25 protein-coding genes are annotated in these 25,195 nt (G+C 31.6%); 7 read left to right on the top strand and 18 right to left on the bottom strand.

All coding sequences use genetic code 11. The features are described 5' to 3' along the window. Positions 1 to 4: 4 nt before the first annotated feature. The 3 genes from DPIF8902391_RS08705 to DPIF8902391_RS08695 all read left to right on the top strand — a co-directional run bounded on the left by DPIF8902391_RS08705 (position 5) and on the right by DPIF8902391_RS08695 (position 1,900). Positions 5 to 631 carry an ExbD/TolR family protein gene (locus tag DPIF8902391_RS08705; RefSeq protein ID WP_058884230.1) on the top strand — a complete coding sequence of 209 codons (627 nt, stop codon included), beginning with the start codon at positions 5 to 7 and terminating at the stop codon, positions 629 to 631. A gap of 18 nt (positions 632 to 649) precedes the next feature. Further along, entirely contained in the window at positions 650 to 1,120 is a 471-nt protein-coding gene (locus tag DPIF8902391_RS08700; RefSeq protein WP_058884231.1) for an ExbD/TolR family protein, read from the top strand. Between the two features lie 111 nt (positions 1,121 to 1,231). Then, positions 1,232 to 1,900, top strand: coding sequence for a porin family protein (locus DPIF8902391_RS08695; protein ID WP_058884232.1), 669 nt, complete (start codon positions 1,232 to 1,234; stop codon positions 1,898 to 1,900). Here DPIF8902391_RS08695 and DPIF8902391_RS08690 read toward each other — a convergent pair. From DPIF8902391_RS08690 to DPIF8902391_RS08635, 12 genes are all read right to left on the bottom strand, one after another. Next, positions 1,895 to 2,494 (bottom strand): hypothetical protein, encoded by a 600-nt coding sequence (locus DPIF8902391_RS08690; RefSeq protein WP_058884233.1) that lies wholly within the window; start codon positions 2,492 to 2,494, stop codon positions 1,895 to 1,897. The genes DPIF8902391_RS08695 and DPIF8902391_RS08690 overlap by 6 nt on opposite strands. Before the next feature lie 3 nt (positions 2,495 to 2,497). Beyond that, positions 2,498 to 3,970: an RNA polymerase factor sigma-54 gene (rpoN, locus tag DPIF8902391_RS08685; protein ID WP_172505584.1), complete on the bottom strand. Its 1,473-nt coding sequence runs from the start codon at positions 3,968 to 3,970 to the stop codon at positions 2,498 to 2,500. A gap of 85 nt (positions 3,971 to 4,055) precedes the next feature. Continuing rightward, complete coding sequence (gene asnS, locus DPIF8902391_RS08680) at positions 4,056 to 5,489, bottom strand: asparagine--tRNA ligase (protein ID WP_058884235.1); 1,434 nt, start codon at positions 5,487 to 5,489, stop codon at positions 4,056 to 4,058. A gap of 225 nt (positions 5,490 to 5,714) precedes the next feature. Then, positions 5,715 to 6,452 (bottom strand): LuxR C-terminal-related transcriptional regulator, encoded by a 738-nt coding sequence (locus DPIF8902391_RS08675; RefSeq protein ID WP_172505583.1) that lies wholly within the window; start codon positions 6,450 to 6,452, stop codon positions 5,715 to 5,717. Positions 6,453 to 6,656: 204 nt separating this feature from the next. Then, positions 6,657 to 9,026, bottom strand: a complete 2,370-nt coding sequence (locus DPIF8902391_RS08670) for an efflux RND transporter permease subunit (RefSeq protein WP_058884237.1) — start codon at positions 9,024 to 9,026, stop codon at positions 6,657 to 6,659. Between the two features lie 93 nt (positions 9,027 to 9,119). Further along, positions 9,120 to 9,674 carry a ribosome recycling factor gene (gene frr / locus DPIF8902391_RS08665; protein ID WP_058884238.1) on the bottom strand — a complete coding sequence of 185 codons (555 nt, stop codon included), beginning with the start codon at positions 9,672 to 9,674 and terminating at the stop codon, positions 9,120 to 9,122. A 48-nt stretch (positions 9,675 to 9,722) separates the two neighbouring features. After that, positions 9,723 to 10,433: a UMP kinase gene (gene pyrH, locus DPIF8902391_RS08660; RefSeq protein WP_058884239.1), complete on the bottom strand. Its 711-nt coding sequence runs from the start codon at positions 10,431 to 10,433 to the stop codon at positions 9,723 to 9,725. Between the two features lie 108 nt (positions 10,434 to 10,541). Beyond that, positions 10,542 to 11,510 (bottom strand): translation elongation factor Ts, encoded by a 969-nt coding sequence (gene tsf, locus DPIF8902391_RS08655; protein ID WP_172505582.1) that lies wholly within the window; start codon positions 11,508 to 11,510, stop codon positions 10,542 to 10,544. An 89-nt stretch (positions 11,511 to 11,599) separates the two neighbouring features. Beyond that, positions 11,600 to 12,361 (bottom strand): 30S ribosomal protein S2, encoded by a 762-nt coding sequence (gene rpsB, locus DPIF8902391_RS08650; protein ID WP_058884241.1) that lies wholly within the window; start codon positions 12,359 to 12,361, stop codon positions 11,600 to 11,602. 156 nt (positions 12,362 to 12,517) lie between these two features. Then, positions 12,518 to 12,904 carry a 30S ribosomal protein S9 gene (gene rpsI, locus DPIF8902391_RS08645; protein WP_058884242.1) on the bottom strand — a complete coding sequence of 129 codons (387 nt, stop codon included), beginning with the start codon at positions 12,902 to 12,904 and terminating at the stop codon, positions 12,518 to 12,520. Then, positions 12,904 to 13,359, bottom strand: a complete 456-nt coding sequence (gene rplM, locus DPIF8902391_RS08640; protein WP_028888421.1) for a 50S ribosomal protein L13 — start codon at positions 13,357 to 13,359, stop codon at positions 12,904 to 12,906. The genes rpsI and rplM overlap by 1 nt, the downstream gene beginning before the upstream one ends. Positions 13,360 to 13,528: 169 nt before the next feature. Beyond that, positions 13,529 to 14,377, bottom strand: coding sequence for an OmpA/MotB family protein (locus DPIF8902391_RS08635; protein ID WP_058886210.1), 849 nt, complete (start codon positions 14,375 to 14,377; stop codon positions 13,529 to 13,531). Positions 14,378 to 14,502: 125 nt separating this feature from the next. On the opposite strand from DPIF8902391_RS08635, the gene DPIF8902391_RS08630 reads away from it, so the two are divergent. After that, positions 14,503 to 15,483: an FAD:protein FMN transferase gene (locus DPIF8902391_RS08630; RefSeq protein ID WP_058884243.1), complete on the top strand. Its 981-nt coding sequence runs from the start codon at positions 14,503 to 14,505 to the stop codon at positions 15,481 to 15,483. 194 nt (positions 15,484 to 15,677) lie between these two features. On the opposite strand, the gene DPIF8902391_RS08625 is transcribed toward DPIF8902391_RS08630, so the two are convergent. From DPIF8902391_RS08625 to DPIF8902391_RS08605, 5 genes are all read right to left on the bottom strand, one after another. Continuing rightward, positions 15,678 to 16,478 carry a class I SAM-dependent methyltransferase gene (locus DPIF8902391_RS08625; protein ID WP_172505581.1) on the bottom strand — a complete coding sequence of 267 codons (801 nt, stop codon included), beginning with the start codon at positions 16,476 to 16,478 and terminating at the stop codon, positions 15,678 to 15,680. A gap of 475 nt (positions 16,479 to 16,953) precedes the next feature. After that, positions 16,954 to 17,340 carry a GxxExxY protein gene (locus DPIF8902391_RS08620; RefSeq protein WP_058884244.1) on the bottom strand — a complete coding sequence of 129 codons (387 nt, stop codon included), beginning with the start codon at positions 17,338 to 17,340 and terminating at the stop codon, positions 16,954 to 16,956. Positions 17,341 to 17,608: 268 nt separating this feature from the next. Beyond that, a complete protein-coding gene (gene map, locus DPIF8902391_RS08615; protein WP_172505580.1) occupies positions 17,609 to 18,412 on the bottom strand; it encodes a type I methionyl aminopeptidase in 804 nt (267 codons plus the stop codon). A gap of 85 nt (positions 18,413 to 18,497) precedes the next feature. Then, positions 18,498 to 20,015, bottom strand: coding sequence for a 2,3-bisphosphoglycerate-independent phosphoglycerate mutase (gpmI, locus tag DPIF8902391_RS08610; protein WP_058884246.1), 1,518 nt, complete (start codon positions 20,013 to 20,015; stop codon positions 18,498 to 18,500). A gap of 224 nt (positions 20,016 to 20,239) precedes the next feature. Further along, on the bottom strand, positions 20,240 to 21,013 hold the full coding sequence (locus tag DPIF8902391_RS08605; RefSeq protein ID WP_058884247.1) for a M48 family metalloprotease: 774 nt from the start codon (positions 21,011 to 21,013) through the stop codon (positions 20,240 to 20,242). 120 nt (positions 21,014 to 21,133) lie between these two features. Between DPIF8902391_RS08605 and DPIF8902391_RS08600 the strand changes: the two genes are divergently transcribed. Continuing rightward, complete coding sequence (locus DPIF8902391_RS08600; protein ID WP_172505579.1) at positions 21,134 to 22,882, top strand: aromatic amino acid hydroxylase; 1,749 nt, start codon at positions 21,134 to 21,136, stop codon at positions 22,880 to 22,882. A gap of 8 nt (positions 22,883 to 22,890) precedes the next feature. Beyond that, positions 22,891 to 23,205 carry a rhodanese-like domain-containing protein gene (locus tag DPIF8902391_RS08595; RefSeq protein ID WP_232112371.1) on the top strand — a complete coding sequence of 105 codons (315 nt, stop codon included), beginning with the start codon at positions 22,891 to 22,893 and terminating at the stop codon, positions 23,203 to 23,205. Positions 23,206 to 23,214: 9 nt separating this feature from the next. Here DPIF8902391_RS08595 and DPIF8902391_RS08590 read toward each other — a convergent pair whose 3' ends face one another. Further along, a complete protein-coding gene (locus tag DPIF8902391_RS08590) occupies positions 23,215 to 24,165 on the bottom strand; it encodes a GSCFA domain-containing protein (RefSeq protein WP_172505578.1) in 951 nt (316 codons plus the stop codon). Positions 24,166 to 24,274: 109 nt separating this feature from the next. On the opposite strand from DPIF8902391_RS08590, the gene DPIF8902391_RS08585 reads away from it, so the two are divergent. After that, entirely contained in the window at positions 24,275 to 25,168 is an 894-nt protein-coding gene (locus DPIF8902391_RS08585) for a MerR family transcriptional regulator (protein WP_172505577.1), read from the top strand. Positions 25,169 to 25,195: the final 27 nt, after the last annotated feature.

Raw genomic sequence — 25,195 nt, 5'->3', positions numbered from 1 at the left:
AAACATGGCAAGAAGAGAAAATCCAGAAATTAATGCAGGTTCTATGGCAGATATTGCATTCTTGCTACTTATCTTTTTCCTTGTAACAACTACAATGGACGTAGATTCAGGTATCCCTAAAAAGTTAGCTGAAAAATCAGATGTTGTACCACCTATTGTAAAAGAGAAAAACATTTTTCAAGTTGCTATTAACAGAAATAACCAGTTATTCGTAGAGGATGAGGGAATGGAGTTAAAAGACTTAAAAGATGCGGCTGTTAAATTTATAGATAACGGTGGTGGTGTTGGTAACCCAATGCCAGGACAAGATGCAGGTGCGGCTTGTAACTATTGTCAAGGAGCTAAAGATCCACTTTCATCAGATCATCCAAATAAAGCTATTATTTCTGTTGAAAGTGATAGAGGTACTGAGTTTGGTATGTATGTTGCTGTTCAAAATGAATTATTAAAAGCATATGCTGAATTACGTAATAGATTATGCCAACAAAAGTACGGTATGAGCTTTACGGAATTAGACAAAACTTTTAAAGCAGGTGCAAGAAAAGACGATGCATTAAGGAAAAAAGTAGAAGATATTAAGAGTAGTTATCCTCAAATTATATCGGATACCGAGCCAACAAATGTTCAATAGTATTAAAACAATTTAAGTATGTCTAAATTTAAAAATAAGAAAAAAGAGATGCCAGCAGTGAATACTTCTTCACTTCCTGATATTGTTTTTATGTTATTATTCTTTTTCATGGTAACAACGGTAATGAGAGAAAGCGATTTAGCTATTGAAAACCCTCGTTTACCTAGTGCTAGTGAAGTAAAGAAGCTTGAACGTAAAAGTTTAGTGAGCACTATTTATGTTGGTAAGGCAAAAGATGCTAAATATGGAAAGGGCTATAATAGAATTCAGTTAAACGATAAGATTGCTACACCAGAAGATGTACCTTCTTTTATTTTCTTAGAAAGAGGAAATGTATCGGAAGCTGAAGTTCCTTTTATGACTACTTCTATAAAGATGGATAAAGAATCGAGTGTTGGTACTTTAGCTGATATTCGTGAGAAATTAAGAGACGTAAATGCTCTTAAATTAAGTTTATCTACGCATAAATCAGCAGATATTAAAAAGTAATTACTTTTTAAAAAATAAATACCAAAAAGAGCAATCGTTATGATTGCTCTTTTTTTATGTAAAAAAGTGTACTTTTAGCTAATTTTAATTACAATTAGTGAAATTCATCGTATGAAAAATAGTCTTATATTCTTTTTTTTATTTTTATCAATAGCTATTTTTTCTCAAAAAGATTCCTTGCAAATAGGCGATCGTTATTGGGAAGATCAGCTTTATTTAAACGTAACTTTTAATACCTTAACAAATCAACCAAATAAAATTGATAAGAATACTTTTTCATTTGGTTTTTCGGCAGGGTATATAAAAGATATTCCGCTTGTAAAAAGTGGTAAAATGGCAGTTGGTATTGGGCTTGGCTATGCAATAGATGCGTTTAATCTTAATGTAGAAGCCGTAAAAGAATACCCCGATAATTTACAGCGAAATTACATGATAACAGCTAATAAGCTAAAAACACATACCCTTGAAATGCCTATTGAGTTTCGATTAAGAACATCTACCCAAAACAGTTTTTCTTTTTGGAGGCTTTACACAGGTATTAATTTTAGTTATAATTTAAGCAATACCTTTAGTTATACCGATACTATTGAGGCTAAAGATGTTTTAAAATCGGCTAGTTATAATAAATTTCAAACAGGATTAACACTTAGTTCGGGGTATAAAACTTTTAATTTTCATGTGTATTACGGATTAACACCTTTGTTAAAAAATGCTTTTTCAAATGGGTGTAGAGTTAGAAGTAATATAGTACGTTTTGGATTGAGTTTTTACTTATTATAATATGTAAAATGCAAAAAAAGGACTTGCTATACCAATAAAAAAACCCAAATAAACTTCTTTAACCGTATGCGCTTTTAAATGAAGCCTAGCACTAGCTGAAAGCCCTGAGAGTAGTATTAAAACGATAATCAAAGGAAGTGTTGTTATGTTATGTATTTGTTGAAAAAGTAAAAAATAGCCAGTAGCAGCTCCTAAAGATAATAAATGTAAACTTGCTTTTATTTTTAATGAAAAAAGGATATAAATAACCCCTAAGCCAAATACCACACCAAAAAACAAGTAGCTTAAATCTTTAATAATTGTTATTTCAGAGAAAAATTTACCCAATAAAAATAGCAAAGACATCATAAAAAACACTGGAATTTTACGTTCTTTAATTCCATAAACTTCATACGATTTTATATATTTTACCGCTTTTAAAAAAATCAATAAAAGTATCGGAATAATATAAGTGGAAACAAATACCACGCCTAACAAAGTATATTGTTGATAACGGCTTAAATAAACAGGCGTTAAAATAAAATATAAAATGATGCCAATTGTAGGGATAACAATCGGATGTAAAATAGTAGATATGAATTTAGGCCAACGCATTTTTTATATTTCTTTACGCAATCTTGCTACCGAAATATCTAATTGCTCACGGTACTTAGCAACCGTTCTTCGAGCAATAGGATAGCCTTTTTCTTTTAATATTTTAGATAATTTTTCGTCTGTAAGTGGCTTGCGTTTATCTTCTTCTTGAATAACGGTTTCTAATATTTTTTTAATTTCACGTGTTGAAACATCTTCACCTTGATCATTTTTCATCGATTCCGAGAAAAATACTTTTATCAGTTTTGTTCCGTAAGGAGTTGTTACATATTTACTATTGGCAACCCTTGAAACCGTAGAAACATCCATGTGTATTTCATCAGCAATATCTTTTAAAATCATTGGTTTTAGCTTACGCTCATCACCCGTTAAAAAATACGCTTCCTGACGTAACATAATAGCGTTCATGGTAATTAACAAGGTTTGCTGACGTTGTTTTATAGCATCAATAAACCATTTAGCAGCATCTAATTTCTGCTTAATAAACATGACGGCATCTTTTTGAGTTTTGCTCTTTTTTGTAGCATCGCTATAGCCTTTTAACATATTGTTATACTCTCGTGAAACGTGCAGTTCAGGAGCATTTCGCGAGTTTAAGGTCAATTCTAAAGTACCATCAACAATTTGTATTGAAAAATCGGGAACAATCTGTTCGGCTAATTTATTATTACCAGCATACGAACTACCAGGTTTCGGGTTTAACTTTCCGATTTCGGCAATTATTTCTTTCAAATAATCTTCATCAATATTAAACTTTTCGAGTAGTTTTTTATAATGTTTTTTAACAAAGTGATCAAAAGCATTTTCAAGAATATCAATAGCCAAAGTTCTTGTTTGCTTTGCCGATTTTGATTTTAATTGAATAATTAAACATTCCTTCAAATCACGAGCACCAACACCAACAGGGTCTAGTTTCTGAACCACATTAATTAAAACATTTTCTACTTTTTCTTCGGATGTAAAAACATTTTGAGTAAAAGCTAAATCATCCACTAAATCGATAATTTCTCTACGGATATAGCCGCTGTCATCAATACTTCCTACTAAAAAATCGGCAATAGCGCGTTCTTCTTCATTAATTCTAAAGGTGGTTAATTGATTATTTAACGATTGATGAAAACTTGTTCCTGCTGCATACGGAATTTGTCTATCTTCATCATCAGCCGAATAATTATTTGCTTGTGTCTTATAACTAGGATACTCATCATCACTTAAATACTCATCAATATTGATATCATCAGTATCTATTTTTTCAGTTCCTTCATCATTATTATAATCATCAGAATCGGCATCTGTTAAGGTGTCTTCAAAGTTTTCAGGCTCTTCTTTACCAGTATCTAAAGCAGGGTTTTCTTCAATTTCTTGCTTTAAACGCTCTTCAAAAGCTTGGGTAGGCAATTGAATCAACTTCATTAACTGAATTTGTTGTGGCGATAATTTTTGAAGTAATTTATAATGTAAACTTTGTTTTAGCATACTTACAAATATATGAAATTAAGGTCAAAAAAAAATCGTCATTCTGTGAGGAATGACGATTATATGCTATAAATTTTATTGTTTTTTAAAATTCTGCGTTTTGTGGTGTTCTAGGAAACGGAATTACATCACGAATATTGCTCATTCCTGTAGCAAATAAAACTAAACGTTCAAATCCTAAACCAAATCCTGAATGTACTGCTGTACCAAATTTACGAGTATCTAAATACCACCATAATTCTTCTTCATCAATGTTTAAATCGGCCATTTTCGCTTTTAAAACATCTAAACGCTCTTCTCTTTGCGATCCTCCAACCATTTCTCCAATCCCAGGAAATAAAACATCCATTGCACGAACCGTTTTACCATCGTCATTTAAACGCATGTAAAATGCTTTTATCGTTGCAGGGTAATCAAATAAAATTACAGGACATTTAAAGTGTTTTTCAACTAAATAACGCTCATGTTCCGATTGTAAATCAACACCCCATTCTGTAATAGGAAATTGAAATTTCTTCTTTTTATTCGGCTTACAATTACGTAAAATCTCAAAAGCTTCGGTGTAAGAAACACGTTTAAAGTTGTTATTAGCAACAAAGTTTAATTTTTCAATTAAGCCCATTTCGCTACGCTGCGCTTGTGGTTTTGTTTTATCTTCCTGTGTTAAACGATTGTCTAAAAATGCCAAATCGTCTTTACAGTTTTCTAAAACATAGTTTAAAACCGATTTGATAAAATCTTCAGATAAATCCATATTGGCATCTAAATCATTAAATGCAACCTCAGGTTCAATCATCCAAAATTCGGCTAAATGACGCGTTGTATTTGAATTTTCAGCTCTAAAAGTAGGACCAAAAGTATATACTTTTCCTAATGCCATCGCATAAGTTTCAGCTTCTAACTGCCCAGAAACGGTTAAATTCGTTTCTTTTCCGAAAAAATCTTGAGTGTAATCAATTTCACCTTCTTCATTTAACGGCGCTTTATTGGTTTCAAAATTAGATACATGAAACATTTCACCAGCACCTTCGGCATCAGAACCTGTAACAATTGGTGTATTTACGTAGTTAAAACCATTTTCTTGAAAATATTTATGAACTCCAAAAGACAATGCCGATCGAACTCTCATAATAGCGCTAAACGTATTTGTTCTGATACGTAAATGCGCGTTTTCTCTTAAAAATTCTAAACTATGTTTTTTAGGCTGAATAGGGTATTCATCAGGGTTTGAATCACCTAAAATCTCTAATTTTGTAACTTTTATTTCTACCGATTGTCCTTTACCTTGACTTTCAATTAAAGTACCTGTAATACTCACTGCGGCACTTGTAGTAATCCTTTTTAAAAGTTCTTCATCTGTATTTTCGAAATCTACAACACATTGAATATTATTAATGGTAGAACCATCATTTAAAGCAATAAAACGATTGCTTCTAAAGGTTCTAACCCATCCTTTTACGTGTACTTCCTGTAAAAATTTATCCGAATGTAATAATTCGTTAACGCTACTTCTTTTCATCTTTTAAAAATTGAATAGCAAAGATACTTTTTTGAAATAAAACAATCAACGTAGATTCTTATTGTTTTTTATTCATTTTTAGAAGATATTGTTAAAAAAACAAGATTTTTATAATTTGAAGCAATTTCCCGCTTTCCGCACTCGCTCTTTTTTGAAAAAAATCAAAAAAGGAGCTCAAACAATTGCTACAATCGGGGCTAGGCATTTTAGTAAGCCTACTTTATTTTAAAGAATATGATTGGTATGTGCAAAACTAATTAAATGAGGCAAGCTTTTTACATTAAAACGTTTGTAAAGTGGTATTAAACGTTTTTCAACAGCAGATTGACTTACGTTTAATTGAGCTGCAATTTCTTTAAAAGTCATTCCTTTTGCTGCCATATAAAGTGCCTCTTTTTCCTTTTTAGAAATTGCCAAATGCTGAAATAACTCTTTATTTAAAATTTCTTCAAAATCTGATTTTTCAGGGCCATAAACATCATATTGCATTACATTGCTATGTTTTAATGATTTTATAACCTGCGAAACCGTAATCATTTCTTCTATTTTACCATTAGTTGCTTTTAAAATAGCGACTCTTGAAAACAACGGAACAATACTTCCGTTTGCATGAATTTTTTCAACCTCTAAAGTAAAGCTGTATTTTTCTAAATCGGTTGTTTTTGTTTTAAAAAATTGAAGTGCTTTGTCGTTTAATTCGTTCGAAAAATTAAAATGCCTTGGTGAGGTGCAACTTACAATTTTAAGCATGGTAATTTCTTCATCTTTATAACCTAATAAGTCTTCCCATCCGTGGGCATATAACATTCTATCTTCTTTAAAAGAATAAATAGAAATCGCTTCGCCTATAAATTTAGGAATCGTTTTTTTATAAAATAGATACGCTTGATCACCTTTGGTTAAAGGAATGTCTGAAACATTTTCTCTAGTATATTGCCCAATAGTATGTTGATTTGAACTCATAAATTATAAAACCTGCGGAAAAACACAGTTGTGTGAAAATTAAATTGACTGTACATTTGTGGCATGCTTTGAGGAAAGCAAAAATTGCTATGAAAAGAAAATTTTCGTTATGAAAAAGACGATAAAAGCAGGTGAAAAAGTTAAAAAAGGGATGGCAAAAGCTGTCCCTTTTTTATTTTAAGATACTTTTTGTTCTTTTTAAATTTATTTGTTAGCCTCTTCTTTTGGCGGTAAAATTTTAAAATTACTCTCTTTTAACACCTTTTTATTTGCAATCCTTTTTTCAAAAGAAAGTAGGAGTGAGGGTAGTAATAATAAATTAGAAACCATAGCTAATAATAAGGTTACTGAAACCAAGCCTCCTAAAGCAATTGTTCCTCCAAAACTAGAAATTGTAAAGACTAAAAACCCAAAGAACAATACAATTGAGGTATAAAACATACTGACACCAGTTTCTTGAAGCGCTGCATAAACGGCAGGTTTAATTTTCCAGTTATTGGCTAGTAATTCTTGGCGGTATTTTGCTAAAAAATGAATGGTATCATCGACAGAAATACCAAAAGCGATACTAAATACTAAAATAGTAGATGGTTTTATAGGAATGCTAAAAAAGCCCATTAATCCTGCGGTAATTAATAAAGGAAGCATGTTAGGAACTAACGATATGAAAATCATTTTAAATGAACGAAACATCCATGCCATAAAAATTGAAATTAACAAAATAGCAAGCGATAATGAAATGACTAAGTTTTTAATTAAATAATTAGTCCCTTTTAAGAAAACCAAGGCTTTCCCTGTCATAGAAACGGTAAATTTTTCTTTAGGAAACTCTTTTTTGATAACAGCGTCTAATCGCCCTTGAATAATGTCCATTTTATCAGTACCAACATCTTTCATAAACGTAGTGATACGTGTGTAACGTCCTGTGCTATCTACAAAATTATTTAACATACCTGTATTGGTATTCGAATTTTTAGAAAAGGCAAAAATGTGTGCTTTTTCTTGACTCGTAGGTAATTGATAATATTTTGGGTTTCCTTTGTAGTACGCCTGTTTAGAGTATTTAACTAAGTTGGTAATTGAAATGGGTTTTGATAATTCAGGAAACGTCTGAATAGCCTCATTTAATTTTTCCATTTTCTTTAAAGTAGAAAGTTTCATAACACCTTTTTCTCTTTTGGTGTCAATCAATATTTCTAGTGGCATAATTCCGCCAAATTCTGTTTCAAAGAACTTAATATCTTTATAAAACTGTGCTTCTTTGGGCATATCTTCAATTAAACTACCCGAAACACGAATTTGATATAGGCCAATCATACTTAATATGATTACAATAACGGTGGTAATATAAATGGTAATTCGCTGTTCTTTTACCATGCGTTCCATCCAAGAAACGATGTTTTCCATCCACTTTTTTTCTAGGTGATTTAAGTGTTTTTCTTTAGGAAGTGGCATAAAACTATAAAGAATAGGAATAATTAATAAGGCCAAAATAAAAATACTGATAATATTTACAGAGGCTAAAATTCCGAATTCTCTCAATAAACTACTTTTAACAAAAACAAAGGTTGCAAACCCCGAGGCTGTTGTAATATTGGTCATTAAAGTGGCGTTACCAATCTTTGAAATTACCCGTTGTAATGACTTTGCTTGGTTACCGTGTTTTTTTATTTCTTGTTGATATTTATTAATCAAGAACACTGCATTTGGTACACCAATTACAATAATTAATGGCGGTATTAAAGCTGATAAAACAGTAATTTCATACCTGAAAAAACCAATAAAACCGAATGCCCAAATAACACCAACACCAACCACTAAAAGTGTAATAAAAGTAGCTCTAAATGATCGGAAAAAGAAAAAGAATATAAGTGCTGTAATACCTAAAGCACCTAATACGAACAGTTGCATTTCATCAATAATATTTTGAGAATTGATCGTTCTTATATATGGCATTCCTGACATACGCACATCTATTTGATGGTCTTTTTCAAATTTTTCAACAGTAGGAATTAATCTTTTGGTGATAAAATCTTTACGAGCAGGTGTATTTACTATAGCTTTATCAATATAAATAGCGGTTTGTAAAGTACCTTTGTCGTTGTATAATAAATTATTGTAAAAAGGCAGGTTTTCAAATAATTGCTTCTTAATTTTAGCAACCTCTTCATTTGTAGTAGGTTTTTTTTCAAATAGAGGTTCAAGCACAAATTTTCGTTGTTTTCTATCGGCTTTTAACTCTTTAACATCAGCAATAGAAACGCTAAAAGCTACCTCTTTAACGCTGTCTAACTCTTTAACAAGTTTGTTCCAGGCATTAAATTTTACAGGGGTAAAAATAGTAGAATCTTTAACACCTAAAATAACTAAGTTACCTTCTTCGCCAAAAATGTCTAAAAACTGATTGTATTGAATATTTGCTTGATGGTCTTCAGGTAGTAAATTTGCTTCGGTGTAGGAAAAGCGCATGTACTTTATTTGAGTAACTAATAGCCCGGTAACAATAGCGATAGCAATTAAAACAAGATACCTGTTTCTCAATATAAATCCAGCAATTTTAGTCCAAAAAGTCATTTAAAAATTTTTTGCAAAGTTATGATAAAAGTAACAATTAAACGAAAAAAAAGAGTGTCTGTTATGACACTCTTTTTATATATATGAAAGTAATTAAACAGTCATTATCTCTTTTTCTTTTACCGCTACTTTTTCTTCAATAACTTTACTAAAACTATCGGTTAATTTTTGAACACTTTCTTCTGATATTTTTTTAACATCATCAGAAACATCGGCTTTTTTAATATCGTTATTTGCATCTTTACGTGCATTACGAATACCAACTTTAGCGTGCTCAGCTTCGGCTTTACATTGTTTTGCTAGTTCTTTACGACGCTCTTCAGTTAAAGCAGGAACGTTAATAATAATAACATCACCATTGTTCATTGGGTTGAAACCTAAATTAGCGTAAGTAATTGCTTTTTCAACTTCGTGAAGCATATTTTTTTCCCAAGGCTGAATGGTAATTGTTCTTGCGTCAGGAGTACTTACGTTTGCTATTTGACCTAAAGGAGTTGCCGAACCATAATAATCAACCTGTACATTTGCTAACATTGCAGGAGATGCTTTTCCAGCTCTAATAGTACGTAATTCTTTTTCTAAATGTGCAACTGCATTATTCATTGCCTCTTTGGCAGAATCTAAAATAAAATCAATTTCTTCGTTCATGTTACTCGTATTTATTGCCCTATAAAAAATGTGAGGGATTCTTTTGATTTATTGATTGTCAACTATTGTTCCTATTTGATCTCCAGAAACTAATTTAAGTAAGTTTCCTTTTTTATTCATGTCAAAAACAATAATAGGAAGTTTATTTTCTTCACTTAAAGTAAAGGCAGTCATATCCATTACTTTTAATCCTTTTCTGATAACATCTTTAAAGCTGATACTTTCGTATTTTATGGCATTTTTATCCTTTTCAGGATCTGCATTATAAATACCATCAACTCTAGTTCCTTTTAAAATGGCATCTGCATTTACTTCAATAGCTCTTAAAACAGCTGCTGTATCGGTAGTAAAATAAGGATTTCCAGTACCTCCTCCAAAAATAACGACACGTCCTTTTTCTAAATGACGATTTGCACGACGTTTAATATAAGGTTCTGCTATTTCTTTAATTTCAATTGCTGTTTGTAAACGCGTATGAATTCCTTCAGCCTCTAAAGCACTTTGCAAAGCTAAACCATTAATACAGGTTGCTAACATTCCCATGTGGTCACCCTGAACTCTATCCATTCCTTGGCTAGCTCCAGCAACACCTCTAAAAATATTTCCACCACCAATAACAATGGCAATTTCAATGTTTTTAGCTATTACTTGTTTAATTTCTTGGGCGTATTCTTTAAGTCTTTTAGGATCAATACCATATTGAAGGTCGCCCATTAATGATTCACCGCTTAATTTTAAAAGGATTCTTTTATATTGCATAATCTTGTTGAAAGTTATGCAAAACTACGCAATTTTTTTGAGTTTTGATAAAAGAAAAAACCACCCAAAAAATTGGATGGTTTTTAAATATTTTGTGATGTTTAAGAATTATCCTAAAGTAACTCTTACGAAGTTTTTAACTTCTACGTCACCAAAAGAAGAAACATATTCTGCAACAGTTTTCTTTTCGTCTTTAATAAACTTTTGATCTAATAAACATTGTTCTTGATCTAAAGTTGTGTTATCTGAAATAAATCTTTCCATTTTTCCTGGTAAAATTTTATCCCAAATTTTTTCTGGTTTCCCTTCTGATTTCAATTGATCTTTAGCATCTTGCTCAGCTTGTGCTAAGGCAGCATCAGTTAATTGTAATCTAGAAACATATTGAGGAACGTTCTTTAAAGTTTTACCTAAACGACCTAATTCAATATTATCTTTAGCAATAGCAGCAATTCTTGCTTCAGTTTCAGATGCTACATAAGCAGCTTCAAAACCTTTGTAAGATAAAGAAATTGCTCCCATTGAGGCAGCTTGCATTGCTAAATCTTTCGCTAAAACAGCCGCATTATCTGCAGGAGCAGATAAACCAACCATAGCAGCAATTTTACCAATATGAGTATAAGAACCTACGTATGGCGCTTCTAATCTTTCAAAAGAAGTAATATCGATTTTTTCACCGATAACACCTGTTTGTTCGATTAATTTTTCAGCAACAGTTACCCCACCAAAATCAGCAGCTAAAAATTCTTCTTTACTTTTAGTATTAAAAGCAATAGCAACAAATTCAGCAGCTAAATCTTTAAAAGAATCATTTTTAGAAACGAAATCAGTTTCACATGCTAATACAATAGCAACACCATAAGTATTGTCATCACTAATTTTAGTAATGGCTACACCTTCAGTAGAATCTCTATCGGCTCTTTTAGCAGCGATTTTTTGTCCTTTTTTACGTAAAACTTCAACAGCTTTATCAAAGTTCCCTTCAGCTTCTACTAATGCATTTTTACAATCCATCATACCAGCTCCGGTACTTTCTCTTAATTTTTTTACGTCTGCAGCGCTAATTTTTACTGACATATCTATTGTTATTTTTTAGTTGTTTTATACTTGTAAAAATAGTTAAAGGTTTCAAATTAATGAAACCTTTAACTGAAAATAAATTAAAATTATTTAGCTTCTTCTGTAGCAGGAGCTTCAGGAGTTGCTTTTACTTCTTTAGCAGGAGCAGCTACTTTTTCTTTATCAGCTTTTCTTTCAGATAAACCTTCAGCAATAGCATCAGTTACATAAGATAAAACTTTATCGATAGATTTAGAAGCATCGTCATTTGCAGGAATTACGTAATCTACTGGTCTAGGATCAGAGTTCGTATCAACTAATGCAAAAATTGGAATGTTTAATTTTGTAGCTTCAGCAATTGCAATGTGTTCTTTTTTAACATCAATTACAAATACAGCCGCAGGTAAACGAGTCATATCAGAAATAGAACCTAAATTCTTTTCTAATTTTGCTCTCTGACGGTTAATTTGTAACTTTTCTCTTTTTGATAAAGCATCAAAAGAACCATCTTGCTTCATTCTATCAATAGTAGCCATTTTTTTAACAGCTTTACGGATAGTTACGAAGTTTGTTAACATACCACCTGGCCAACGCTCAGTAATAAAAGGCATGTTAATGTTTGTTGCTCTTTCTGCTACAATATCTTTCGCTTGCTTTTTAGTTGCAACGAATAATATTTTACGACCAGAGCTTGCTATTTTTTGTAAAGCTAATGCAGCTTCATCAATTTTAGCAGATGTTTTATACAAATCGATGATGTGAACACCATTACGCTCAGTATAAATATATGGAGCCATGTTTGGGTTCCATTTTCTAGTTAAGTGACCGAAGTGCACTCCGCTTTCTAATAATTCTTGAATATTTGCCATTTTAATAAAATGTGTTTACGTTCTGTTTTCACAATATTTCAGTAGTTGTAAAAAGTCTGAAATATTTAGATACTAAACTGTTAAAAATAAAATTATAAATAACAGTCTCTTTTGAAAATAAATAACATTGCCTTTTGCAAGGCAATGAAAAATATATTAACGTTTAGAGAACTGGAATTTCTTACGTGCTTTCTTCTGACCGAATTTCTTACGTTCAACCATTCTAGGGTCACGAGTTAATAAACCTTCTGGTTTCAATACCGCTTTGTGCTCTTCGTTAATAGCTACTAATGCTCTAGTAATTGCTAAACGGATTGCTTCTGCTTGACCAGTAATACCACCTCCAAAAACGTTTACTTTAATGTCATAAGACTCTAAGTTCTCAGTTAACATTAAAGGCTGTTGGATTTTGTATTGTAAAGTTCCTGTTGTAAAGTAGTTCTTAAAGTCCTTCTTGTTAACAGTAATGTTTCCTTTACCTTCTGAAAGATAAATACGAGCAACTGCTGTTTTTCTTCTACCTATTTTGTGTACAGTTTCCATTATTTAAGATCGTTAAGGTTAATAGCTTTTGGGTTTTGAGCTGTTTGTTGGTGCTCAGTACCTGCATAAGCATACAAGTTTTTGTATAAAGCGCTTCCTAATTTGTTTTTAGGTAACATTCCTTTTACTGCTTTTTCGATTAATCTTGTAGGATCTTTTTCGAACATTTCAGTAGCAGTTAATGATCTTTGTCCACCTGGATAACCTGTGTGACGGATATAAGATTTATCAGTCCACTTTTTACCAGTTAAAACAATTTTTTCTGCGTTGATAACAACCACGTTATCTCCACAATCTACGTGAGGAGTATAATTTGGTTTGTACTTACCTCTAATTAGCATTGCTATTTTAGAAGCTAGACGACCCAACGTTTGCCCGTCCGCATCAACTAAAACCCACTCTTTATTAACAGTGTTTTTGTTTGCTGATACTGTTTTGTAACTTAATGTGTTCATAATTACACGATTAGTTTTTGTTTATTAATATATGATTTCTCCTTAAAAAAGGTCTGCAAATATACGGCTAATTATTTGATTGACAAATAGCCAGTTAGTTTAATTTATTTTAAATAAAAAAAACGTGCAACTGCACGTTTTTTTATTAATTTGATAAAAGATTTTTAAATTACTCTGTTTTTTGTTCTAATAATTCAAAAAATTGATTTAAACGCGGTAAAACAATAATTTTTGTTCTTCTGTTTTTTGCTTTATTTTCAGGAGTATCGTTTGCTACTAAAGGAATGTAACTTGCTCTACCAGCGGCAATCAATCTTTCAGGGGCTACGCTGTATTTGTTTTGTAATTCACGAACAATTGAGGTTGCACGTAAAACACTCAGTCCCCAGTTATCTTTGATGCTAGAACCCGCTGAAACAGGGGTGCTGTCGGTATGTCCTTCAATCATTACATCCATTTCTGGCTGACCATTTACAACTGTAGCCACTTTTGCTAAAACTTTTGAAGCTTTATCAGAAATGGTATAGCTACCGCTTTTAAATAATAATTTATCAGAAATTGAAATAAAAACAACCGTTTTTTCTACGTTAATAGTAATATCTTGGTCATCAATTCCTTGTTGTAATTCTTTTTTCAGATGAAAAGCAACCACTAAATTTAACGAATCTTTTTTAGTATTTGCGGCTCTAATTCTGTTAATATATTTGTCTTTTTTACTTAATTGCGTTAAAGTTTCTTTGATATTATCATTTGCTCCCTTGGTTAAAACCGTTAAGTTTTCTACTTGTTTTAAAGAGTTTTGCTTGTCTTGTTTTAAATCACCTACAGAAGATTTTAAGGTATTGACTTTGTCTTGACAACTTTCTTTTTCAACTAAACATTTTGTTAAGTTTGCTTTGACAGCTAATAACTCATTTTTTGTTTTTTGATGTTTTGTTTTTAAGGCGTTTAGTTCTTTGGTAGATACACATGACGCTAATAAAACAGAAGCGGTCATCGCTAAAAATATTTTCTTCATTTGATGCTGTTTTGTGTTGTTAAAAATTGTAAAAAGCAAATTTAGCAAAAGCAACCTGCAAAAAAATAGAATTAACAATCTTTTATGAGCAGATAATAAATTATTTTTGTGATTAAATTTTTAAAATGATTCAAAAAATAGCTTACATCGTTTGTTTGGCGGTGTTTTTAATTTCTTGTGGGCAAGAAAAAAAATCATCAGAAATTAAATTAGCAGGTTTTGTTTTTGGCACCACCTATCATATTACGTATGTTGATGCTGATAATCAGGCTAATTATCAAAAATCAATAGATAGTTTATTCAATTTGGTTAATAAATCCTTATCAACCTATTTACCAACTTCTGATATTTCTAAAATAAATAATGGCGATACCACCGTGGTTGTTGATAAAATGTTTGTTGACGTTTTTGCTAAAGCGAAAAAAATATATAAAGAAACAGCTGGTTATTTTGATCCTACAATTGGTAAATTAATCAATGCCTATGGTTTTGGATCGGGTAAGGAGCGTAAAAATTTGTCATCCGAAGAAATAGAAAAACTGATGATTGGCGTTGGTTTTGATAAAGTAAAACTCGAAAATAATAAGGTTTATCGTGAATCGGACCAGATTGAATTTAACGTAAATGCTTTTGCCAAAGGATACGGTGTTGATGTTATCGGTTGGTTTTTAGAAGATAAAAAAATCAATAATTATCTGATAGAAATCGGTGGAGAAATTAGAGCAAGAGGAAAAAAGAAGGGTAAATTATGGAAAGTAGCCATAGAAAAACCAAATATTGACGGCACACGCTCGCTTCAAAAAATAATTACTTTGGATGATGAATCGATGGCAACTTCTGGGAATTATCGAAAATTTAAAATCAATGAAAACGGCAAGAAAATTGTACATACAGTAAACCCAAAAACAGGCTTGGCGAGTCAGAGTAATTTATTGAGTGTTTCGGTACGTTTAAAAGGCGATTGTGCTGATGTTGATGCCTACGCAACGGCTTTTTTAGCTATGGGATTAGAAAAAACAACCGCTTTTTTATTAAAACATCCTGAGTTAAAAGTTGTCCTATTATATAATGACAAAAATAATGAGTTAAAAGAGTTTGAAAATTAAGAAGTCGCATCGGTCAACTTGAGTTTATTTCATTTTTTTTTGATGATTTTTGTCAATTCGAGTGATTTTAATGACTAAAAGGAATTAAAATTGTATCGAGAATTTGAATTTTTTTATGTTTATGAATTTTGATGCTGAAAAAGTTCTCGATATAATTTTTTGAAGGAAAAAAATCACTCGAACTGACAGTTTATTTAAAGGCTCTTAAAACATACAGGCAAAATTTCGCCTTTCATTAAAGCAAATCGTTCTAGTTTTTCTGGAGCGATTTTTTTTGTGAAATCAACTTCATCCACTTTAAAACCTATGGAGCGAAGTTTGTCAAAATAATCACGCCCATAAACTCGCACGTGGTCATATTGTCCGAATATTTTGGTGCGTTCCTTTTCATCGGTAATTGAATCGTCTTCAAAAGTTTTTTCTCTTGATAAATCTTGAGGAATTTGAAAGATACCAAATCCGCCAACTTTTAAAACTCTGTATAATTCTTGCATTGCTTTGGTATCATCCGTAATATGTTCTAAAACATGATTGCAAAAAACAACGTCAAATTCATTATCTTTAAAAGGTAAATCGCAAATATCTGCTTTTACATCTGCAATCGGCGATTCTAAATCAGCAGTAATATAGTCTAAGTTTTTTTGCTTTCTGAAGATATCTAAAAAGCATTGTTCAGGTGCAATATGTAGTACTTTTAATTTTTTACTTGAATTTTCAGAGTTTTTTGAATTATCCGAAGATAAAAAACTCGTTTCATTTTGTAAGTACAGCCACAATAAACGATGTCTTTCTAAAGATAGAGTAGAAGGTGAAAGTGCATTTTCTCTTTGAATTCCATATCCGTAAGGTAAAAATTTTCGGAATGATTTTCCGTCAATTGGATCGGTAAATACATCGCCTTTTAGCCACCAAGCAATTATTGGGCGCACCAAATAACTGGCTTTAATTAATAAAGGTCGTGGAATGGTGTTTAGTATGGTTTTGAATAAAGACACGAATTTTAGTGGTTTTTACGGATTGTTTTTTTGAGACGCGAATTTCACGGATTTACACGGATTGTTTTTTTGAGACGCTGATTTCACGGATTTACACGGATTGTTTTTGAGACGCTGATTTGACGGATTTACACGGATTTTTTTTTGAGACGCGAATTTCACGGATTTACACGGATTGTTTTTTGAGACGCGAATTTTACGGATTTACACGGATTGTTTTTGAGACGCGAATTTCGCAGATTTACACGGATTGTTTTTTGAGACGCGAATTTCACGGATTTACACGGATTGTTTTTTTGAGACGCTGATTTCACGGATTTACACGGATTTTTTTTGAGACGCTGATTTCACGGATTTACACGGATTGTTTTTTTGAGACGCTGATTTCACAGATTTACACGGATTGTTTTTTTGAGACGCGAATTTCGCAGATTTACACGAATTTTTTTGTTTGAGACGCTGATTTCTCGAATTTTCACGAATTATTTAAAATAACTCTTTTATATTGAAGACTATTTTCGCCAAAATTGATCAGTAAACCAAGTTTTAATTTAGAGGTTGCTAGGTAGTTTAATGTTTGTTTTAGATGACCTGAATTCAGTTCTTTAATAGCTTTAATTTCAAGAATTATTTTATTATCTATTACAAAATCGGCAAAATAATAATGAGGAATTATTTTGCCTTTGTAGTTTATACTAAACTTTACTTCTCTTTTATAAGGTATATTTTGAGATTGAAATTCTATTTCTAAAGCATCACCATATACAACTTCATTAAATCCTTTACCTAAAAATTTATGAACCTCCATACAAGCACCAATAATTTGGTATGCTTCGTTTTTGTATAAAAGATTTTCGTTCATAGTAATTTTAATTAGTAATCAGTAAAATCAGCATTAATGATCATCTGCTAGAACAACTTCGCGTTAATCAGTAAAATTCGTGTTAATCAGTGAAATTCGTGTCTGATATAAACAACTTCGCGTTAATCAGCGAAATTCGTGTCAGACTAAAATTAGCGTTAATCAGTGAAATTCGTGTCTGATATAAACAACTTCGCGTTAATCAGCGAAATTCGTGTCAGACTAAAATTCGTGTTAATCAGTGAAATTCGTGTCTGATATAAACAAATTAGCGTCTAAATTCGTCCTCCTCATCAGTAACAATCCCTAAAGCTTCGTGTACATATTTAAAGGTAGAAAGTAATTCAGGTTTACCATCAACAATAGCAACATCATGCTCAAAATGCGCTGAAGGTTTACCATCTAAAGTAGTAATTGTCCAACCATCATCATGTTGTAAAATCTTGTGAGTTCCTAAGTTTGTCATCGGTTCAATGGCAACAACCATCCCTTCAATAAACTTTTTACCACGACCTCTTTGACCGTAATTTGGCATTTCAGGATCTTCGTGCATTACACGCCCTAAACCATGACCAACCAATTCACGAACTACGCCGTAACCATGGTTTTCCGTAAAGTTTTGAATCGCAAAACCAACATCACCAACACGATTTCCAACTTTTAATTCACGAATACCAACGTATAAACTCTCTCTGGTAACGTCTAATAATTTTTGAGTTTCCGCAGCAATTTCACCAACAGCAAATGTGTAGGCATGATCTCCGTAAAAACCATTTTTAATCGAACCACAATCAATCGAAATAATATCGCCTTCAATTAATGGCGTTTTGTTAGGAATTCCGTGTACAACCTGTGAGTTTGGGCTCATACAAAGGGTGTTCGGAAAATCATATAATCCTAAAAAACCAGGAATTGCTCCTTGCTCGCGAATAAATTCTTCGGCAAGTTTATCTAAATATAAAGTAGAAACACCAGGTTTTACTTCTTTAGCTAACATCCCTAAAGTTTTTGATACGACTAATGCACTTTCACGCATGATTTCTATTTCTTCTCTAGTTTTTCTTTTGATCATCTTAAAAATATTGAACGGCAAATTTACGGTTATTTATGGTTTTTTTTGATTTTAAAAGTATAAATACCTAGCACTTTTAAATCGTTTATAGTAATGAATCTTGTGTCATTTCTTTGGGTTGTGGCAGGTTCATTAAATGTAAAATAGTGGGGGCAATATCGCCTAAAACACCATCTTTTATAGCTTTTAAATCTTTATCAACCAAAATCATCGGCACAGGGTTTGTGGTGTGCGATGTATGTGGCGAACCATCAGGGTTCATCATGGTTTCACAATTCCCGTGGTCGGCAATTACAATAGTCGTATAATCGTTTTCTAAAGCCGTTGTAATGACATCTTTTACGCAATTATCAACCGTTTCACAAGCTTTTACTGCTGCTTCAAAAACACCAGTATGCCCAACCATATCGCCATTTGCGAAGTTTAAACACACAAAATCAACAGCGCCTTTTTGTAATTCAGGAACAATAGCATCACGAATTTCGTAGGCGCTCATTTCTGGCTGTAAATCGTAAGTAGCTACTTTTGGCGATGGGCATAATAAACGTTTTTCGCCGTTAAATTCTTGCTCTCTTCCTCCTGAAAAGAAAAATGTTACGTGTGGATATTTCTCCGTTTCCGCAATTCTAATTTGAGTTTTTCCTGCGTTTTCTAAAACCTCACCTAAAGTATTTTCAATATTTTTACTGTTGTAAATTACCTTAATATCTTTAAAAGTTTCATCATAATTTGTCATGGTAACAAAATATAATGGTAATTTTTTGGTATTAAGTTCAGGGAAATCTTTCTGATTTAAAATTTCAGTTAATTCACGACCTCTATCAGTTCTAAAATTAAAAAAGATAACAACATCATCCTCTTTAATAGTTGTTTTAGGTTGATTTTTTTCATCAACCATAATAATAGGTTTGATAAATTCATCCGTAATATTTTCATCATAGCTTTTTTGAATACTTTGGGTAGCATCAGTAGAAAACTCTCCTTTTCCGTTTACTAAAGCATCGTAAGCTAATTGCACTCTTTCCCAACGATTATCTCTATCCATAGCAAAATAACGCCCTGTAATTGTTGCCAATTCACCCGTAGTTTTTTGCATATGTTCTTCTATCTCATTGATAAAATATTTTCCAGATTTAGGATCACAATCACGACCATCAGTAAAAGCATGTAAAAAAACATCCGATAAACCAAAATCGGCAGCAGCACTAAGCAATCCTTTTAAATGATTGATATGCGAATGAATTCCGCCGTTGGAAACCAATCCTAAAAAATGCACATTTTTATTGTTTTTCTTGGCATAATCAAAGGCTTTTAAAAGCTCTTTTTCTTGTGCTAAAGAACCATCATCAACCGCTTTATTTATTTTCGCCAGATTCTGATATACAATTCTTCCTGCACCTAAATTCATGTGTCCAACTTCCGAATTACCCATCTGCCCTTCAGGCAAACCGACATGATTTCCGTCGGTACGTAATTGAGCGTGTGGAAATGTATCGTATAACGAATTTATAAAAGGCGTTTTGGCATTGTATATGGCAGAAACTTTAGGATCTTGGGTAATTCCCCAGCCGTCAAGAATCATTAAAATAACTTTTTTGTTCATTTTTGTTGAATTGGACTGTAAAAATAAGAAAGATTTTACCGTTTTAAGAGCCTGTTTAAAAATTATTTGAAGCTATTTCCCGCTTTCCGCACTCGCTCTTTTTTGAAGAAAAATCAAAAAAGGAGCTCAAACAATTGCTTCAATCGGGGCTAGGGTTTTTTGCTAAAAAAAATGCTTTCAGAAATCATCTAAAAGCATTTCTAAATTAATTATATTTTCAATAGTTATCTACGATATTTAGCAATAGCGCTTTTAATTTTTTCGATTCTATTTTCAGGGTCGGGGTGAGTGCTTTGAAATTCTGGAGTTCTGTTAGGGCCTGCGGCAGCTTTTAAAATTTGCATTACGCCAATTAAACTCTCCGGATTATAACCTGCATCGAGCATTAATTTAACACCTAAATCATCACTTTCTAACTCATCGCCTCTACCATATTTCATGTTAATTACATTGGCAATTCCAGCAATTCCTTGTGCAGTACTTGGGTCAAAACCTACAGAAGCCCCCGAAAGTAAGCCTTGGGTTAAATCTTGTTTTGCCATACGTGCTGCCGAATGACGACCGATAACATGCCCAATTTCATGCCCTAAAACTCCCGCCAACTGATCTTCGTTTTTTAATTTTGAAAACAAGGCATAGGTAATAAAAACCTGTCCGCCAGGTAAAGCAAAAGCGTTGATAGTTCTTTCATCTTTTAATAAATGAAAATCAAAAGGATAACCAGATTCACGGGCGATGCTATTGTCAACTAATTTTTTTCCAATTTGATCTACTAAATCTTGATGTTTTTGGCTAGGATATAAACCGCCATGTTGTTGCGCCATGTGAGGAGCGCTACTTAAACCGATTGCAATTTCTTGCTTTGGAGAAATAGAAATATGTTGTTTTTTACCTGTATAAGGATTTGTTTCTGCACTAGCGCAATATTTTAGCAAAGCAAAAATAGCGATTGCTGCACCAATTAAAAGTCTAATTTTTAAACTCCCGCGATTTCTCATAACTGCTGTTTTTTTTGATGTTTTTGATAAAGGTAAAGATACAAAATATATAATTTAACGAATATCCATTTTAAATCAACCATAAAAAACTTAAATTTACAAAGCAAAACAGATAATAATATGAATCCTCATTTTGAGTTAAATGATGTAACTAAAAAGTTACCAAAGCACTTACATAAATTTATTGTAAAACAACCATACAACGAATATACCGCCCAAAATCAAGCGGTTTGGCGCTATGTAATGCGTATGAATGTTGATTATTTAGGTAAAGTTGCTCATTCATCATATTTAAAAGGCTTAGAAAAAACGGGTATTTCTGTAAATAACATTCCGTATATGGCAGGAATGAATCGTATTTTAAAAGAAATCGGTTGGTCGGCAGTTTCTGTGGATGGTTTTATTCCTCCGAATGCTTTTATGGAATTTCAAGCCTATAATGTATTGGTAATTGCTTCGGATATTCGTACCATAAATCATATTGAATACACACCAGCACCCGATATTATTCATGAAGCTGCAGGGCACGCGCCAATTATTGCAAATCCTGAATATTCAGAATATTTACGTCGTTTTGGTGAAATAGGATCAAAAGCAATTTCATCATCAAAAGATTATGAAATGTATGAAGCAATTCGTTTGTTATCAATTTTAAAAGAAGATCCTAATGCCACTAAAAAATCAATAGATGACGCACAAGAAAAGGTAACGTGGTTACAAGATAATATGGGCGAATTATCGGAAATGGCACAAATAAGAAACCTGCATTGGTGGACGGTTGAATATGGATTAATCGGAACACCTGAAAATCCGAAGATATACGGCGCAGGTTTATTATCATCCATAGGAGAAAGTAAATGGTGTATGCAATCGGAAGTTAAAAAAGTGCCGTATTCAGTTGCCGCAGCTACTCAGAATTTTGATATTACAAAACCACAACCTCAGTTATTTGTTACGCCAAATTTTGCGTATTTAAGCTTGGTTTTAAATGAATTTGCCAATACAATGGCACTTAGAACAGGTGGTTTAAAAGGGGTTGAAAAATTAATAAATTCTAAAAATTTAGGAACTGTTGAATTAAGTACTGGTATTCAAATATCAGGAATATTTAGCAATGTTATTGAAGATAAAAAAGGGGAAATTGCCTACATACAAACTACTGGAAACACTGCTTTATCAAATAGAGATAAAGAATTAATTGGTCACGGAATTAGTTATCATGCCGAAGGTTTTGGAAGTCCCGTAGGAAAGTTGAAAGGAATTAATTTGCCTATTGAAGATATGAGCCCGCGTGATTTAAAAGCCTACGGGATTTATGAAGGTGAAATTATAAATTTAGAATTTGAAAGTGGCGTACTTGTTACAGGAAAGATCATTACAGGAACACGAGATTTACGAGGTAAAATTTTAATCGTGTCTTTAAAAGATTGTAGGGTTACTTATAAGGAACAAATTTTATTTGATCCGTCGTGGGGAATTTACGATATGGCAATAGGAAAAGAATTAGTTTCGGCATATTCAGGACCTGCGGATGTTGATTCTTTTGGAGATATAGGAAAAGTATCTGACACTAAAACACATAAAATTCAATATTCAGAAGCTGATAATAGATTATATCAAATGTATGCTGATGTAAGAAAATATAGGGAAGATAATACGATTACTGAAAATATAATTGAAAGAATTTTAAAGATTCTTAAAAATGAATATCCAAAGGATTGGTTATTAACTTTAGAGTTATATGAATTGGCTTTTAAAAATGATTTTTCGATAAAAATAAGCTTAAAAAAATATTTAGAAAGCTTAAAAAGTAACAAGGGTTACAAAGGGTTAATAGAAAACGGATTATATTTGCTGTCTGAGAAATAATACAACAAATGGGATTATTTAACTTATTTAGAAAGAAAAACATGGGTGAAAAAATACAAGAATATTTAGGAAATCAAGCTGTTATTTTAGATGTAAGAACTTTAGAAGAATGGAACGACGGGCATTCACAAGGTGCAAAACACATTGTTTTAACAACAATACCAACAAGTGTTGAGCAAATTAAAGCTTGGGGAAAACCTGTAATCGCAGTTTGTAAAAGTGGTGGTAGAAGTGGTCAGGCAACTGATTTTTTAGTAGCACAAGGAATTGATGTAATTAACGGAGGTCCTTGGCAAAATGTAGATCAGTATTTAACAAAATAAGTACTGTTTTTAAAATGTAATAAAAGGAAATGCTTTTTGAAGTGTTTCCTTTTTTTGTGCGATATTTTTTAAAAACTTCTGATGTGCTTCCGATGTTGGGTTAAAAGAACGATGCGCTAATCCTTTTTGAATGATGTCAACTTCCTTCATCGTTTTTTGGGTGTTTTCAGAAATCCAAACTTCTATAAATTTTTCCCAAATATAATTTATTGCAGTGTTATTTGGATGAATCATATCTTGGGCATAAAAACGATAATCACGTAATTCATCCATCATAATTTCATAAGAAGGAAAATAATAAGTGTTGTTTTTAGGCTCAATAATTTGATGAATCGCACTTAATAAATGCGCTTTGCTTTGTTGATTTTCAATAAACCCATCTTTTATATGACGAACAGGCGAAACTGTGAAAATAATCGAAATATTCGGGTTAACGGATTTTGTTAAAGAAATAATAGCATCTAAACTTTCAGTAATTTCATCAATACTTAAAATTTCTTTTAAAAAGTTTTTCTGCGGAATTTTATGGCAATTAGCAACAATAGCATCCGAAGAAATTTTACGATAAACCCAAGAAGTACCAAGTGTAATTACAAGATGACTAGCGTTTTTTAAATACTCAAATGTTGCCGTATTTGCAGTGTTTAAATTATTTAAAACTTCTTTTTTATCCGAAGAACTTACACTAGAATGTGCATCAAAACAATGCCAAGATTCATTGTGATAAAAAACAGCATCTTCGGTATATTTTTTTTGATTAATAGCATCGGTAATTAATTTTTCAATAGCTTTTGGATGAAATAAAATTCCAAACGGGTTTTGTTGTGATTGAAATTTATAAAACGATAATTTATCGCCGATATTTTCAGAAAAACAAGAGCCTAATAAAAGTAACTTAGAATTATAATCGATTAAATTATGAGGTTGTTTCTTTAAAGGTATTTGTGTTTGAAGTTTCATCTGATAAAAATAATGCGCTTCAAAAATAACTATAAAATGCTCAAATTAGTGAGGCTTTAGATTAATTTGAATGAAAAATGTATCTTTGTTTAATAAAAAAGATAATAAATTGAACAATATAAAAAATTCATTTACAATAAAAGACCTTGAAAATATTTCAGGAATTAAAGCACATACTATTCGTATTTGGGAAAAGCGATATAATTTATTATCGCCAGAAAGAACAGATACAAATATTAGATATTATTCTTCAGAAAATCTTTTAAAGTTATTAAATGTTGTTCTGCTAAATAAGAATAAATATAAAATCTCTAAGATTTCAGAAATGTCTGATAAGGATATTTTATTGTTAGCAAGAGAATTAGCTTTTAAAACAGCTATAAGTGATGATGCTATAAACTCTTTAAAAATGGCAATGTTTCAATTTGATAAAGTTTTATTTAATAATACTTATAATCAATTATTGAACAAGAAAACATTTAGAGAAATTTTTAAAGATGTTTTTGTGCCTTTTTTAAATCATATAGGATTGTTATGGCAAACAGATACATTATTACACGCACACGAACATTTTATATCGAATTTAATAGCTCAAAAAATTCAAATTAGCACTGAAAAATTGGAATATTCAATAATAGATTCAGATGTTATTTATGTATTGTTTTTACCCGAAAATGAAGTTCATGAATTAGGATTGATGTATTTAAATTATGAATTAGTTTTAAGAGGAAATAAAACCATATATTTAGGACAGAGTTTGCCTTTAAGTAACTTGAATTATTTTTTTGAAAGTGATACCGAAGTACGATTTATTACATCATTAACCGTTCAGCCTTATGATGATAAAATAATGGATTATTTTCAAGAAATTGAGACTGCTTTAAAGGGAAAAAAACATCAATTTATTGCGGTAGGAAATAAAACATCAAAAGTAAAAGAAGTTAATTTTGAAGCAAATATTTCTCTTTATAATTCTGTTATAGATCTTTTAAAAGTGTTGTAAATTTTTTTGATGTATTTTATTTTGTTT

It is taken from the genome of Tenacibaculum finnmarkense genomovar ulcerans (assembly GCF_900239495.1).
Taxonomy (GTDB): domain Bacteria; phylum Bacteroidota; class Bacteroidia; order Flavobacteriales; family Flavobacteriaceae; genus Polaribacter; species Polaribacter ulcerans.
The sequence above is the reverse complement of the archived record's forward strand: the minus strand, read 5'-3'. Positions and strand labels throughout refer to the sequence as shown.